The 13,566-nt window shown below is 69.5% G+C and carries 13 protein-coding genes; 3 read left to right on the top strand and 10 right to left on the bottom strand.

The genetic code is table 11. The features are described 5' to 3' along the window. From MUY14_RS07140 to MUY14_RS07130, 3 genes are all read left to right on the top strand, one after another. Complete coding sequence (locus MUY14_RS07140; RefSeq protein WP_247021965.1) at positions 1 to 1,080, top strand: replication-relaxation family protein; 1,080 nt, start codon at positions 1 to 3, stop codon at positions 1,078 to 1,080. A gap of 18 nt (positions 1,081 to 1,098) precedes the next feature. Beyond that, entirely contained in the window at positions 1,099 to 2,061 is a 963-nt protein-coding gene (locus MUY14_RS07135) for a C40 family peptidase (RefSeq protein WP_247021964.1), read from the top strand. 179 nt (positions 2,062 to 2,240) lie between these two features. Further along, positions 2,241 to 2,885 (top strand): hypothetical protein, encoded by a 645-nt coding sequence (locus MUY14_RS07130; RefSeq protein WP_247021963.1) that lies wholly within the window; start codon positions 2,241 to 2,243, stop codon positions 2,883 to 2,885. Positions 2,886 to 2,982: 97 nt separating this feature from the next. Here the strand turns inward: MUY14_RS07130 and MUY14_RS07125 are convergent, their stop codons facing one another. From MUY14_RS07125 to MUY14_RS07080, 10 genes are all read right to left on the bottom strand, one after another. Then, positions 2,983 to 3,573: a hypothetical protein gene (locus MUY14_RS07125; protein ID WP_247021962.1), complete on the bottom strand. Its 591-nt coding sequence runs from the start codon at positions 3,571 to 3,573 to the stop codon at positions 2,983 to 2,985. Positions 3,574 to 3,608: 35 nt separating this feature from the next. Beyond that, complete coding sequence (locus MUY14_RS07120) at positions 3,609 to 4,301, bottom strand: hypothetical protein (RefSeq protein WP_247021961.1); 693 nt, start codon at positions 4,299 to 4,301, stop codon at positions 3,609 to 3,611. 84 nt (positions 4,302 to 4,385) lie between these two features. Next, a complete protein-coding gene (locus MUY14_RS47235) occupies positions 4,386 to 7,424 on the bottom strand; it encodes an AAA family ATPase (RefSeq protein ID WP_247021960.1) in 3,039 nt (1,012 codons plus the stop codon). Between the two features lie 744 nt (positions 7,425 to 8,168). Then, on the bottom strand, positions 8,169 to 10,652 hold the full coding sequence (locus tag MUY14_RS07110; RefSeq protein ID WP_247021959.1) for a BTAD domain-containing putative transcriptional regulator: 2,484 nt from the start codon (positions 10,650 to 10,652) through the stop codon (positions 8,169 to 8,171). A gap of 84 nt (positions 10,653 to 10,736) precedes the next feature. Further along, positions 10,737 to 11,144: a hypothetical protein gene (locus MUY14_RS07105; protein WP_247021958.1), complete on the bottom strand. Its 408-nt coding sequence runs from the start codon at positions 11,142 to 11,144 to the stop codon at positions 10,737 to 10,739. 19 nt (positions 11,145 to 11,163) lie between these two features. Beyond that, positions 11,164 to 11,598, bottom strand: a complete 435-nt coding sequence (locus MUY14_RS07100) for a pilus assembly protein TadG-related protein (protein WP_247021957.1) — start codon at positions 11,596 to 11,598, stop codon at positions 11,164 to 11,166. Next, complete coding sequence (locus MUY14_RS07095) at positions 11,598 to 12,044, bottom strand: TadE/TadG family type IV pilus assembly protein (RefSeq protein ID WP_247021956.1); 447 nt, start codon at positions 12,042 to 12,044, stop codon at positions 11,598 to 11,600. The genes MUY14_RS07100 and MUY14_RS07095 overlap by 1 nt, the downstream gene beginning before the upstream one ends. Then, positions 12,041 to 12,916 (bottom strand): hypothetical protein, encoded by an 876-nt coding sequence (locus MUY14_RS07090; protein WP_247021955.1) that lies wholly within the window; start codon positions 12,914 to 12,916, stop codon positions 12,041 to 12,043. The genes MUY14_RS07095 and MUY14_RS07090 overlap by 4 nt, the downstream gene beginning before the upstream one ends. A 16-nt stretch (positions 12,917 to 12,932) precedes the next feature. Next, positions 12,933 to 13,271, bottom strand: a complete 339-nt coding sequence (locus MUY14_RS07085) for a TadE/TadG family type IV pilus assembly protein (protein ID WP_396126760.1) — start codon at positions 13,269 to 13,271, stop codon at positions 12,933 to 12,935. Positions 13,272 to 13,356: 85 nt separating this feature from the next. Next, the gene (locus tag MUY14_RS07080) at positions 13,357 to 13,557 is read right to left on the bottom strand and encodes a hypothetical protein (RefSeq protein WP_247021953.1); all 201 of its coding nucleotides are present in this window, start codon (positions 13,555 to 13,557) and stop codon (positions 13,357 to 13,359) included. Positions 13,558 to 13,566: the final 9 nt, after the last annotated feature.

The raw sequence follows: 13,566 nt of genomic DNA, 5'->3' as shown, positions 1-13,566 counted from the left end.
TTGATTACCACGACGACACGCCAGCACCAGCTTCGGCAGCATCTCCCCGGCCGAGTGGCCGCCCGCGCGGCCGGCTCCGTCGAGCACCAGGCTGCGCTCGCGGCCCGCCTCACCGCGCGGGACAAATGGCTGCTGGCCCTGCTCTTCGAACACCGCGTCCTGACCTCGGCCCAGATCCAGGACGCCGCATTCCCCTCCAGCCGCTCGACCCGCCAGCGACTGCGCGAGCTGTACCTCTGGCGCGCCGTCAGCCGATTCCAGCCCTTCCGCCAGCTCGGCTCCGCGCCGATGCACTACGTCCTCGGGCCCGCCGGCGCCGCCGTGCTGGCCGCCGAACACGGCCTCGACGTCAAAGACCTCGGCTACCGCCACGACCGTGCGATGGCGATCGCCCACAACCAGCGCCTCGCCCACACCGTCGGCGTCGGTGACTTCTTCACTTCCCTGATCGCACGCAGCCGACGTCGTGACCCTGTTCGAACTGGTGAGGGGGTCACGGCCTGGTGGTCGGAGACCCGCTGCGCCCGCCATTTCGGCGACCTCGTCATCCCCGACGCTTACGGCCGCTGGGCCGGCATCGGCGGCGAGCTGGAGTTCTTCCTCGAGTACGACACCGGCAGCGAGTCGCTGACCAAGCTCGCCCGCAAGCTGCTCGCCTACGCCCGGCTCGCCGACTCCACCGGCATCGCCACCCCGGTCCTCTTCTGGCTGCCGACCAGCCGCCGCGAAGCCGGCGCCCGCACCGCACTCGCCCGTGTCCACGCCGACCTCGACCACAGCGCCGACGTCCCCGTCGCCACCGCGGCCGCCGACCTCCTCGACTCGAGCACGGCGTGCCCGAGCCCGGCCGACGAGGTCTGGCTCCCGCTCAACGCGAGGTCATCGAACCGCGCTACCTCGCCGCGGCACGCGCTCAGCGAGCTGACACATGCCTGGCCGGCCCTCGCGCCGACGACGTCCTCCGGCCCCGACGACGCGACCGGCCCGACGTCCGGCCAAGCCGTCGCCTACCGGCTACCGCCGCCGTCCCCAGTGCCGCCGGACGCCACACCCAGCCGCACTCGCCGGCCCGGGGCCTGATCACGCGAGGAGGGCGTCATGGGATCGAAGATCGCGGTCGGCGTCGCCGCCGTGCTCGCGATGCTCCCGGTGCTGCTCGGCGCCGTGCCGCCAGCCGTCGTCACCTCGCTCACCGGCACCGAAAGCACAACCTGCACACCCAGCGGCACAAACTCCGACGGAGTGCCCGGCTACGGGACCGACCAGCTCGCCAACGCGGCGATCATCACCTCGGTCGGCAAGCAGCTGCAGGTCCCCGAGCCCGGGTGGGTCATCGCGATCGCCGTCGCCATCCAGGAATCCACGCTGCGCAACCTCGACCACGGCGACCGGGACAGCCTCGGCCTCTTCCAGCAACGCCCGTCCCAAGACTGGGGCACGCCCCAGCAGATCATGAACCCCACCTACGCGGCGACACAGTTCTACCGGCATCTGCAGGCCGTCCCCGGATGGCAGCAGATGAGCATCAACCACGCCGCCCAAGCCGTCCAGCACTCCGGGACACCAGACGCCTACGGCCAGCACCAGACGGACGCCGAAGCCATCGTGGCCGCGGTCGCGGGAGTGACCTGCGAGCACACCGGCGGCGGGGACTGCGGAACCATCACCGCGCCGACGTCCGCCGCACTCACCGCCATCAACTACGCCTGCGGGCAACGCGGGCTGCCCTACGTCTGGGGCGGCAACGGGCCACTTGCCGGCGACACAGGCTTCGACTGCAGCGGTCTCACCCGAGCCGCCTACGGCGCGGCCGGCATCGCGTTGCCGCGGACGTCACGCGAGCAGTACGCTGCCGGGCCGCGCGTGCCCGCCGGCGCGCCGCTTCTGCCCGGCGACCTCGTCTTCTACGCGACAGCCGGACGCGTCCACCACGTCGGGCTGTACATCGGCGGCGGCAACATGATCGACGCCCCCGATTTCGGACAAGCCGTGAAGGTGGAGCCGTATCGCCATCCTGGTGACGACTACATCGGCGCAACCAGACCGACCACGCAGCACTGAAACTGACACAATCAAGCACTTCCGGGCGATACACGTGTCTTGTTTGGACAAACGCTTGACATGAAGCGGTGCACGGAGCGTCCATAGATGTGTAGCCCGAACCACCGGACGCGCACCGGCGGGCGAACGCCCCGGCCGGGGCATGACCATCCACCGCTTCTTCCGAAACGGAGCTTGTCATGCCCGAAACCAAGAACACCTCAGCGACCGACGCCCAGCCGGAAACCGCGGAACCGAAGGTACGACGCGCACTGGAAGCCAATCCCGGCGCGACAACCGCGGCCCTGGCCAGCGCGGCCGGAGTCGGACGCTCCACGGCGTCGAAGCTCCTCTCCCGCTGGGCTGCCGAGGGAATGGTGACCCGGACCGCAGGCAAAGACCAGTCGGTCCCCGTCACCTGGACGCTGCGCGACGACGACCAGAACGACAAGGCCGCCGAAGTTGCCACGACCGAAGAACCGGCGGCCGACATGGCAGATCAGCGCACGGAGGAACCGACCGCTGAAACCGACGCGCGAGAAGGCGATCCTTCGCCCGTGCCCGTGCCCGTGCCCGACTCCGACGTCGGCACCCCCTGCGCCCCGGCAACGTCAGAAGCCGCAACGGCGGACGCACCGAAGAAGGAACGACTGCCCAAAGGCGCGCTGTACGACATGGTGCTGGCATTCCTGCAGGCGCATCCCGGCGAGGAATTCGGACCCGCCAAGATCGGCGCGGAGCTCGTCCGGTCAAGCGGCGCAGTGAACAACGCCCTGGAGAAGCTCGTCGCCAACGGCATGGCAACGAAAACGTGCGAAGCGCCGAAGCGCTTCACTTCCATCTGACCGCGACACACTCAACAGGGGCGGATCGCCATCGCGGCGATCCGCCCCCGCTGGATTCTGGAGACCGGGCAACGAGATCACCCTGTCGCCTGCTGGCTCACATCGGCCGGATGCGGAAAACCGCACTTGCCGTCGCAGTCGTGCTCGCCAGTGGTGCCGATGAACGGACAGTCGTCTCGGTGGGCCTTGTGGAGGTGACGCTGCCGTCAGGGTGCTCGAGTATGCGCAATGCGCCGCCATGGCGGTACGCCCACATGATGTCGTCCGGGTCGATGCACTTCTCGCCATCGAAGCCGTAAGTTGTAGCCAGCAGCGCGCTGATCGCGCCGTGGACATGGGGTGAAATGGTCTGTGTGGTCGGTGGGGCGGCGAGGACTTCGGCGGCCCTGCTGAGAAGACGCTCGGTCAGCGGGCCGAGAGCGCTGGCAGCGTGGACGTCTGCGCTCGGTCGCGGGGTGCCGTGCCACCAGTTGCTGGGAGCATCGGCGGCGAGGCTTGTCCACGTCATCTGGTCGCTGAGCACCTCCGCGACAGCGAAGCTCTGGTTGATGTAGCAGTCGCGCTCGACGCGCGCTCGGAGCGTGCGTCCGACGAACTCGACGACGCGAGTGTGGTGGTAACTGGTGGCCGTAGCGCCGGTGGCTTCATCGCGTTCGGTCATCGAGGCATTCATCATGTTCTCCTTCATTTCGGGCGGGCTGGTGCTGTTCCTTCGAAGTACTTTCAGGTCGCCGTGGTCGAGGCGAAACCCAGCAGCCGAGCCAACTCCGGCGCGATCACGGCAGCGCGATCACAAGGGACGAAGAACGACATCTCCACGTACGGCGAACGAGTGTCCAGCTGGATGCGCGATTGCCCGTCGTCGAGCCGACACGAGGTGACGCTCGGCGGCCCGGACACGAGACGCACTGGCCCACCGAATTCTTGCGCCAGGTCGAGCGCTGCCGCGCGTTCTTGCGCCAGTCGCTCACGGCGTCGGGCGTTGCGTGCCCGGATGCGGTCGGCCCAGAAGCGATAAGTGGGAAGCACGTCCTCTTCGAGGCGGTCGGCCACTTCCTTGACCGGCGTGCGAGTCTCCACCACCAACGGACGGGGGCGATAATCCCTGGGAATGAACCAGCTCGGCGGGTACTTCAGACGAGGGTGGTGGACGTACCTGGCCGGCTCGTCCCATCCGGTTGCGAATTCGTCCTCGTCAGACGGCAAGACGGGTTTGATGGTGTACGCCCACGGCCGTCGGTTCCTCACCGGATCAACGCGAAGGGCATCTCCTGCTGGGCCGATCAGCACCATGCAGCCGTACAAACTGGTCATGTAACCGTAGGTGCGTACGTAGGTCACGAGGCCCCACGACCCAGCCAGCTCGGATGTCAGATCGAGTACCGCATCGATGATGTGCTCTTCGCGGGTAGCCATGGCAGTTCACCTTTCCGTTGATGTTCGGGTGGTCAGCGGTCGCGGAGGTACGCAGGTGCACCGCGGGTGCACCGCCCGACACGCCTACCGGTGAGCAGCCGCACGGAGCGCGGTAGTGGCAGCGTGGCCGATGGCCCGGGCGGCCATGGTGGGGTCAGTCAGGATGTGGACGGTGGCCCCGGCGAGCGGGGTGTCGGTGTCGCTGGTGGTCAGCCACAGCACCGCGCACCCGGACACGCGTAGGCGGTCGAGCTTCTTCTGCCCGTTGCGGCGGGGTGTCGCACGGTATTCGCCGTCGGACACGATGACCACGAGCCGTGCCGCGCCGGGGCGGGACAGGCCCAGCGCGCCGTCGAGGGCGTCCAGCGCTCGGGGGATGTCCTCGTAGTTGTCGCGGGAGCAAAATTCGGTGACCTCGGCGGGCGGCTTGCCCGGATGGGTCAGTGGGCGCACGTGGTGTCCGAAGATCACGCTCGCGGTGTCGGCGTGTACGCGGGTGTGGCGGGCGGCGTTGGCCAGGATCCAGGCGGCCGAGGCCACGTGAGCGCGTGCCCAGCCCATCGAGCCGGACACGTCGCACGCGATCCCGACCCGCAGCGGCGGCACGGGGACCGGTTTGCGGATGGTGCGGGTGAACGGCTCGGCCGTCACCACGGCCCCGGCGGCATGCTGGGCTTCGGCGGCACGCACCCCACGCATCCGCAGTCGCCCCGGCGGCACCTGCGAGGTGGTGCGCACGGCCACCCGTTCCCGGGTTCCGGCGGTGTCAAGGGCCCGCGCGAGTACCCGCGCAGCGGTGTGCTCCTCCGGTGTGGGCGGCCGGGTGCCCGCCGTCAGGGTGTCGCCGTCGGGGGGACCGCCGGTGCTGAATACTCCCCGCGCCACCCGTGCGGCTTTCCTCGCGGCGGCGTCTTCGCATTCTTTCGCGGCAGCGGCGACGGCGGCCGGGTCCTCGGGCGCCTTCTCGCCCGCGACGTTCGCCGCAACGCTGCCCAGCACGGCGGCGATGGCATCCGCAAGCGGTGACGGGTTCACGGGTGCGCCGGGTCCGGGCGAGCCGTCCGACGTGTCCGAGGTCCCGGGCGAGGCCGGCGACGAGGTCGAGTCCGGGCTGTCAGGGTCGGTGCCGAGGATCTCGCACCACTGCCGCCCGAGGTCGAGCATCTCCTCCCCCGCGTCGTCCGCGGTTCGCAGCGCTTGCCGCCATACGGCCCGCAGCTTGCCGAGGACTTCGGTGCCGAGCACGTCCTCGACGACCCGGGCGACGGGGTAGACCTCGGCGTGCGTGAGCACCCAGCCGTCGGCCCGTCCCAGCAGGAGCGCGGCAGTGTGCGCGGCGTCGGCGGCGGTCATCTTCGGGGCCGTCGCGGGGTCGGCGTAGAGGTGCAGGTCAGTGGCGACGATGCCCTGCACGCACGCCCGGAGCCAGTGCCGGTCGTCCGGGCGGCGGCGGATGTGCGCCGCTTCCATCCGGGGCTCTTCCAGCAGCATCGCAGCGGCGACCACGGCGGGCGAGGCGCCGTCCGGCGGTTCCCACGCGGTGTGTTTGGCGTGTCCGCACTCGTGGGTCAGGGCACCCCAGGCCGGGGCGTAGCGGGCCCGGTCGGACAGGTTCGCCGGGTCCACGGTGGCGGGGTCCACGCCGAGGTGGTCGCCGTCGACTTCGATCAGCGCGCGGTGCGGGTAGAAGCAGGCTGGGGCACCGCCGCCCGCGCCGGGGGCGACGCTGACCACAAGGTCGTCGCGGTCAGCGATCACCGGGACCTCGTCGGCGAACGCGGCGGACAGGGTCAGCCATTCCGGGCGGGCGGGGAACACGGCGGCACCGGTGGCGGTCGGGTCGGCGGTGAAATGGGCACTCATGGTGCGGGCCTTTCGCGACGGGTTCGCGGGGGCGGGTTCAGGGTTTGGTGGTAATGCGGGCACCGAGGCCGAGTGGGGCGACGGTCTTGCCGAATACGTCGCGCACCACGGCGGCGACGGTGACGCGATCCTCTTCCGGCGCGATCCCGACCAGGTTCCCGGCGGCGGCGTCGAGGTCCCACGCGTCGGCGAGCTTCTTGAACGCCAACAGCTCCCGCAGCTGCGGCGCCCACCCGATCTCGCCTTTCTCCTGCCGGGTCGCGAGGTTGCGCGCCACCCGCACGGCCTTCTTGTCGACCCCGAGCTGTTCGGCGAGGGCATAGTCGCTGGAGACCTGGATGTGCACGGAAACCGGGAGGACAGCGCGTCGGTGAGGATGGCCCCGTGCACGCCGGGGTTGTGCCCGGCCACGACATAGAACCCCGGCTCGGCCCTGACGACTTCGCCGCCGTTGGCCTTGACGATGATTTCGCGGCGCCCGTCCATCGCGGGATACACCACGGCGAGCACCGTCGGCGGGATCAGGGTCGCGTCGTCGATGAACAGCGGCACCCCGGCGCGCATCGCGCGGACGAGCGGGCCGTGGACGAACACGAAGTCGCCGTCGGGGGTTTTGGTGTAGTCGCCCACCAGGTCGGCGACCACGGTGTCGCCGTCGCCCTGAACCGTGAGGCAGTCGTTGAACGCCGCCTCGACGACCGAGGTTTTCCCGGTGCCGGGCGGGCCGTACAGCAGGGCAGCCACCCCAGCGTCGCGCAGCCGCTGCAGCGCGGTCACATCCGGCATGCCGGAAAGCAACCGGGGGTGGTAATCCATCCCGTTCGGACGTTTCACCGGCCCGGTGACCTTGCGCGCCGGTCGCGTAGTGGTGCTGCCGGTTGCGGATGGGGCCGGTGTAGGCAGTGGCGCAGCGGGCGCTGTGCTGGCGCGTTTCGGCCGTCGCGGGCGGGGTGCAGGTGACGAGCCTGGGGTGACGGCGGGCGCGGCGGCGGATGCCGTGGTCGCAGTGGCCCGATAGGTCACCGGCGCCACCGTGACGACTTCGGCTTGCCCCCGGTCGGTCAACGCGCGGCACGCGTTCCCGACCGCGCCCGATGACCGGTTCAGGGCGCTCGCGATGCTGCCGGGGGTGTGAGCGGCAGCGGGGTCGTCGGCGAGGACTTTGGCGACCATCGCACGAAGTTCGCCGTTGCGGAGCCGGGTCGCTGTCGCGCCCGCCGGGGTGGTCGGTCCCGTGGCGTGCGGTGTGGGCGTGGTCATCGCGGTGTCCCTTTCAGACGGGGCAGGTGTTTGGTAGTTGTCGCGGTCCACATCGAGGAATTCCAGGATTTGTTTTCCAATTCCGGCGACACATCAAAAGTAGCTCGACAGACCGACGGCGCACAATATTTTTCGCCACCTCATTCGGGTGACACATTCCGTCCCCGCAAAAGAATCGCAGACAATTTCCCAATTCGTTTGCGCAGGTCGACGGCCGAGAATCGGCCAACAGGAGCCGCAAGACAAGGAAGCACATGTGGTTTTCTTCTGCAATAAGATAAGAGTGGACAGCAGCTATGAACACTTGGCGAGATGAGCATCAGACCGGATTGGCGCGAGAGCGCACAGGAGCCGTGACCGACGATGCGGGCCCGATGTGCTCACCTGCTTGTCGCCAAGCGAGTCTGGGATACTCGCGGATCCCTCCATGAAGGGTTTGACCTGGGCATATGCGCGCTCACGGAGGATCCGTCTTAGACGGCCCATGGAGCGCCAGGGCGATCGGCGGGTGCACGGGAACCCCCGGTGGCCGGCGGGCAGGCAAAGGTCCGCATCTCAACTCGACGGGCGTCCGCGAAACGGCCTCGCAGGGCAGCGGCGCTGCGCCGCGCCCGTCCACATTCCGCGCAGTACGAAGCCAATGGCTATGCCACCAATGACAGCAACTTCGAACGAGAACACCAGGAGGCTTTTCTGCGCGACATGATCAGTAGGTCGACACTAACATCCGTCGCGGCTGATCAGCTATTTCTGCGCCGAGATATTCTCACCGTACCGAGCATGCCTTTCGCTTTCCGGATCGCCGATGCCGACGTGAAGTCCTCGGAGACGCTCGGCGAGCTCGATTGTCACGAGAGTCGGTGTTTCGTCTATCTCGGCTAGGCGCGCTTCCAGCAGGCGAAGCGTTCTGGCTATCGCGTCGTGCCGGCCGAGGTTGTGCTCGAGTCGCATGATGTCCCGGTAGAGCAGCTCATTGTGCGGGTCGAAGTCTCGCGCCGATTCGAGCAACTCCAGCGTGGACTCGGGATCGCTGTGAACCCGGTCGCGAGCGAGGGCGGCTACGGCGTCGAGGGCGTCGCGGCGTATTCCTTCCCGAAGCGCGGTGAGCCACTCGGCCTCGACGCCGGCCGCCACCTCGCCGCCGTAGCTGGCGACGATCGCGGCGTTGGCGATCGCGCGCTGCCCGTCGTCGGTCGTGGTGCGGCGGCGAGCGACCGCATCTTCGAAGGACCAGTAGTCGACCTCGACGACGGCCGGCTCGAGCCGATACCTGCCGTGCTGCGCGACCACGAGGTCGCCGATGTCCGGGGACGTGGTTTTGTGGAGGGTGCTGCGGAGGCGGGACAAGACGGTGCGCAGCACCGCGGCCGGGTCCTGCGCTGGGCGGCTGGCCCACACGGTGTCGATGATCGCGGCGCGCGGAACTCCGTGCGGATGCAGGGCGAGGTAGAGCAGCAGCTCCCACAGCCGCGCTGACAGCCGGCCGGTGATTTCGACGGTGTGGCTGGGGCACGCGACGTCCGGTCGCCACCTCAAGATCGGCTGCCCGAACACCGACAGCACCAGCGGCGTGGCCGCGTCGTGCTCGGTGTCGACGGTCAGTTCCGTGACCGGCTCGGCCTGCGCCTCTGCTTGACCTGGACACGGCGGGTCTGCGATCTCCAACCCGCGGGTGGGCTCGAGAGCAGGTTCGAGGTGCTCGTCCTGGGCGCCGTGTGCAGCGTCGAAGAGGGCGAACAGCTCGTGGGTCGCGGCTTCAGGGAGGGAGAATGCTCGCCGGCCGCGCAGCGACTCACCCGGACCGGGTGAAGTTGCGGTGATAGTGCCCGCGGCGTCCACATAGACCGTGACGCCCGGATGCCACTGGCCGAGCAGCAGCACGGTTGTGCTCGCGCCGTCGGCGAGGGTGTGCCGCAGCCGGGTGCGATCGGGTTCGTCTGCCGGCGCATCGGCCAGGAGGATTCGCCGCAGGTTCTGAGGAGGTCTCTGGTAGTCGATGCGTGCGAGCGCGGCGGCGAGGTCGTCGACAGCGTGGACGCAGGCCGGTAGTTCGGCGCCGGGCTCCGGGAGGCCGAGCAGGCCACGCAGGTCCGCGGCGGGCGCGACGACCTCGGAGTGACGGGTGGAGGTCATGGTCGTGAGCAGGAGCGCGCGGGCCGCGGCGTGGCTGCCGGGCCCGATGAGACCGAGGCCGTGCGTGGCTGCGAGGTCCAACGCCAGTTTCGCCGCCGCCTCGTCTGCGGCCTCACCCAGCTCAAGCCTGGCATCCAGCTCGGGAGGGTCGCCGGCCGCTTCTGCGTCGGCGACATCGAACTCGTCAAGTCCGGTCTGGGCGTGCTGGTGTGCCAGGTGTAGCTGGTAGACGACCGGGGCGACGGGCAAGTCGTCGCCCCGCCGGCCGCTGCCTGGCCGGTAGCCGGCACGGTGACGTCGCCGGGCGACCAGCAGCGCCGCGCTGATCGCGCCCGCCAGCCCGAGGCCGACGTAAACGCCGGGCTCCCACGACGAGCCGGGGACCGGAGCAGCGGCGGGAGGCGGCGCCGGGATCAGCGGGGAGGCCGTCGCGGGCTGCGCTGATGGCGGCTGCTGCGGGGGCTTGGGGTCGACGATCCTGGGTGTCGGCGGTATGCGGATTCGATCGCCAGGATGGATCAGGCGAGGCGAGGTCAGGGTGCGACCGCCGGGCTGGGTGCTCTCGGCATTCAGGCTCCAGATCTCCGGCCATCGGTCGCCGTCACCGAGGCGGCGTTGCGCGATCCGGTACAGCGAATCGTGGACACCGTCGTGGGGTGGACGCACCAGCTCGAACTCGTCCGACCGGCCGTCGATATCCGACGGCGCGGTGACCGACGAACTCATACTGGTCGGGATCGCGCCGCTTCCGCCGGAGGCGGCGAGGGCGGTACGGCTGACGAACGACACGACAACGGTCGTGATGAGCACCGCCGCGACCCGGCGAAGTGGGCTGCCATGCCAGGTCGAGTCCGGCTGGCCGGTAGTGAGGACGAGGTCGCGCGTGCACCGGGCGAGCTCGACGAGGAATGCAGCCCAAAGCAGCCACGCGCCGCACGCGAGCACGTCGAGCAGCAGACTTGTCGACAGCCGAGCCGCCAGCACCTCGCCGAGCTCCGCCATGGTGAGCAGGTGATCTGGCAGGGGCCAGCCGATGAACCGCACCAGCGCCCACGGCAGCCCGGCACACAACCCGGTCAGCAGCGCGAGGGCCACACCAGCCCGCAGCAGCCGCCCTACGCCAAGCACGAGAGCACGACGAGGTCGCCGCCGTCCGGCCTGCCGTTCTGCAGGCACAGCTCAGCGTCGCTCGCCCTGGACAACCGAGGGCCGCACACCGGCCGGGGACGGCCCCGGTCGAGGTTCCGCCGGTGCAGGTGTCGACGACGTCCCCGGCTGAGTCTCCGGCTTCGGACGGCGGCTACCGGGCGGCCGTCCACGCCGGGCGCGAGGCTTACCGGCTGTCAACCAGCTGGTGAGGTCGGCAGCTGGAACGTCGGTGAACTCAGCCAGCTCGTCGGTACCGATTACGTCGGCGGCGGCCGCGATAACCGCGCCGAGCCGGCGCTCGACGTCCGCCAGCTGCTCGACCAGTGTGGTGCGACGATGCGCGAGCTCACCGACCTCGCGCGCCGCCGCGGTCCTCCTCGCGCTCTTCTCCGCGTCGACCTTCTCGACGCGCCTCTCAATCTCGTCGGTCGTGATCATCGCGCTCCTCCTTTGTTGGTCAGGGCTCCAGCTCGGCGACGCCGCGCTGGGGATGGGCCGCGCCGCTGCCGTGGGCGTCGATCGACGGGATGCCGATGAGCGACAGCAGCTGGGTGCGCTGGCTGGTCGTTACGGTGACGGTCACGGTGTCGGCAGTGGCTGTCACCGTGCCGGTGGCACCGACGCTGGCGAGGTACCGGCTGGCGAGACCGTCGGCGTCCGCCGGCACCAGCCGAAGCGTGCCGGTGGCCCGGTAAGCGGCGAGATCGATGGCTTGCGCGCCGGCGCGGGCGGCGGACTCGGCCTGACCGGTGGCTCGGACCTTCGCGGCGAGTGCGAGGCCGCCGTCGAGCCCGAGGCCGGCCAAGACCAGGAGCCCGAGCATCAGCACGACGACGAACGCGGAGACCTGGCCGTCCTCGGCTCGCCACCAGGCAGCGCGGCGGGTGTCCATCACGCGCCTCCGGCAGTCGGCTGCGATCGGTAGGTGTCGATGACCTCGCTGGCCTCGGCGGTGAGCGTCCGGCTACCGGGGACGCCGAGGATCAGGGCCTGGCCGAAGTCGACGGTGCAGCGGACGCTGACGACGACGGTGCTGCCCGGGCTCGACGAGGTCGTCGTGCTGACCGTGGCGTCGCCGCAGACCAGTCCGGCGTGGACCAGCGCGGAGGTGACGGTCGCTTGGGCCGCGGCGACGGCCGCAGCCGGGGTGCGTTGCAGGCTTGCGGCGCGCGCGGCCTGGTGTGCGGCGTCGTCGAGCCGCAGCCGGGCGTCGACGCCGCGGTGGACGACCACGGCGACGAACACCAGCAGCATGACCAGAACCGGCGCGAGCAGGGTCGCCTCGACGGTCACCGATCCGCGCTCGGCGCGCCACCAGCGAGACTGTGCCGCGATCATGGAGTCGGCTCCGCGGCAGGCAGTTCCCACGGGAACCGGCCAGCGCCGGTCAGGTCGCGGGCTGCGGTGACGTAAGCGAAGACGGCCTTCGGAAGCTCTTCGACGACCTCGACCATCAGCCCGATCGAGGCGGCGTGCAGCTCGGCCTCGACGGCGCTTGTGCGCTCGACGAGCTCGGCGTGCCGAAGCTTGACTTCCCACTCTCGGGTCAGCGTGACGCAGCCCTGGAGGTGGAACAACAGCTCGTCGAGCAGACCGTCGAACTCGGCGATCGCCGCGGCGGTCGTGGCTGCGAGATCGGTTTCGCTCGGCATCGCGACGAGCCGTGCGGCGTGCTTGCGAGCAGGCGCTGTCCCGATCAAGCGGGTCAACGCGTCCCATACCGCTTGGTGGGCTCGGCCGGGCAGATCGGGGTCGATCCAGTCGCGTGTCGCCGTGGCGTGCAGCTCGCCGGTGAGGTCGATCAGGAGTCCGGCCGTGCGGTGCGCCGCTGGGCCGAGGTGGAGGAAGTCCGCAGTTCGGAGGAAAAACTCACCGGGAAACCGTTCCAGAAGACAAAGATGTCGGTGTTGGTGATCGGTCGCGAGGCAGGCCGCGGTGATGCCCGCGTCGCAGAGGCCGCTTAGCAGCAGCGCGATGGCGCCGACGACCGCCAGCGCACCGCCGAGGGTTTCCGCGGCGCCCGTACCCACTACCACAGCCAGGATCAGAAGCCCTGCCACCGAGCGAGTCGAGAAGAACCTCGTGAAGAAAGCACGCTTGACCAACCCGCGCCAACGTCTCGTTGTGAGAGCGGGGTTCCACAGCATGCTGTCGTGCCCGTCAGCGAAGTGGCCGACGGTAACCGCATCGGGTTTGTCCAGCAGTGACATGGTTTTCCTCCCCCGTTCAGGCGTCCGGAACGAACCTTTCGACTTCTCCTGCGGACTCGGCGTGCACGTGCAGGTGCATACCGGGCAATACCGCAATGACCTCGCCTTGCACGCTGACTGAAACCGAGGTTGGGGTCCGCTCGACGTCGATCCGTGAGGACCGCAGCGGTCCTTCCGCGAGTTCGTCGAGCAACTGCTGGCCGGCGGCGTGCCCGGCCGTGGCGGTGCCGTTCTGGACGCGGGCCGCGGCGAGCGCCTCGGCAGCGGCAGCTTGGGCGACATGGGCCGCGTGCGACCAGAGGGCGAACTGGATGATCGCCAACAGCGCCAGCAGGAGCAGCGGTGTCGCGATCACCAGCTCGGCGGTGACCGAGCCGCGCTCTCCCGACAGCGCTCGCCGAACGCGCCAAGCAGTCGCAACGACCGGATTTGCCGGCATGTCAGCCGCCGAGGCCGAGGTCGATGCTGTTGGCTTTCGCGGTCAGTTTGGCGGCGATGATCGCGATCAGGGCGATGGCCAGCACCGCCATGAGGGCGGTCACGATGACGGTTGTCGTGATCTCGCCACGATCGTTATCCCTGCGCAGCAGCAGGATGCGAGCAGTTGTGAGGGTCCAGAGTGTTCGGCAGAAAGTCAGCATGATGTGTCT

This window comes from Amycolatopsis sp. FBCC-B4732 (assembly GCF_023008405.1).
In the GTDB taxonomy this organism is placed as follows: domain Bacteria; phylum Actinomycetota; class Actinomycetes; order Mycobacteriales; family Pseudonocardiaceae; genus Amycolatopsis; species Amycolatopsis pretoriensis_A.
Note: the sequence above shows the minus strand (reverse complement) of the source record. Positions and strands in the feature narration are given on the sequence as shown.

Bases quoted from the DNA above. Each gene is read 5' to 3' on its own strand.
- MUY14_RS07135 (WP_247021964.1), top strand. From the start codon at position 1,099: ATGGGATCGAAGATCGCGGTCGGCGTCGCCGCCGTGCTCGCGATGCTC.
- MUY14_RS07130 (WP_247021963.1), top strand. From the start codon at position 2,241: ATGCCCGAAACCAAGAACACCTCAGCGACCGACGCCCAGCCGGAAACC.
- MUY14_RS07125 (WP_247021962.1), bottom strand. From the start codon at position 3,573: ATGAAGGAGAACATGATGAATGCCTCGATGACCGAACGCGATGAAGCC.
- MUY14_RS07120 (WP_247021961.1), bottom strand. From the start codon at position 4,301: ATGGCTACCCGCGAAGAGCACATCATCGATGCGGTACTCGATCTGACA.
- MUY14_RS47235 (WP_247021960.1), bottom strand. From the start codon at position 7,424: ATGACCACGCCCACACCGCACGCCACGGGACCGACCACCCCGGCGGGC.
- MUY14_RS07105 (WP_247021958.1), bottom strand. From the start codon at position 11,144: ATGATCACGACCGACGAGATTGAGAGGCGCGTCGAGAAGGTCGACGCG.
- MUY14_RS07100 (WP_247021957.1), bottom strand. From the start codon at position 11,598: ATGGACACCCGCCGCGCTGCCTGGTGGCGAGCCGAGGACGGCCAGGTC.
- MUY14_RS07095 (WP_247021956.1), bottom strand. From the start codon at position 12,044: ATGATCGCGGCACAGTCTCGCTGGTGGCGCGCCGAGCGCGGATCGGTG.
- MUY14_RS07090 (WP_247021955.1), bottom strand. From the start codon at position 12,916: ATGTCACTGCTGGACAAACCCGATGCGGTTACCGTCGGCCACTTCGCT.
- MUY14_RS07080 (WP_247021953.1), bottom strand. From the start codon at position 13,557: ATGCTGACTTTCTGCCGAACACTCTGGACCCTCACAACTGCTCGCATC.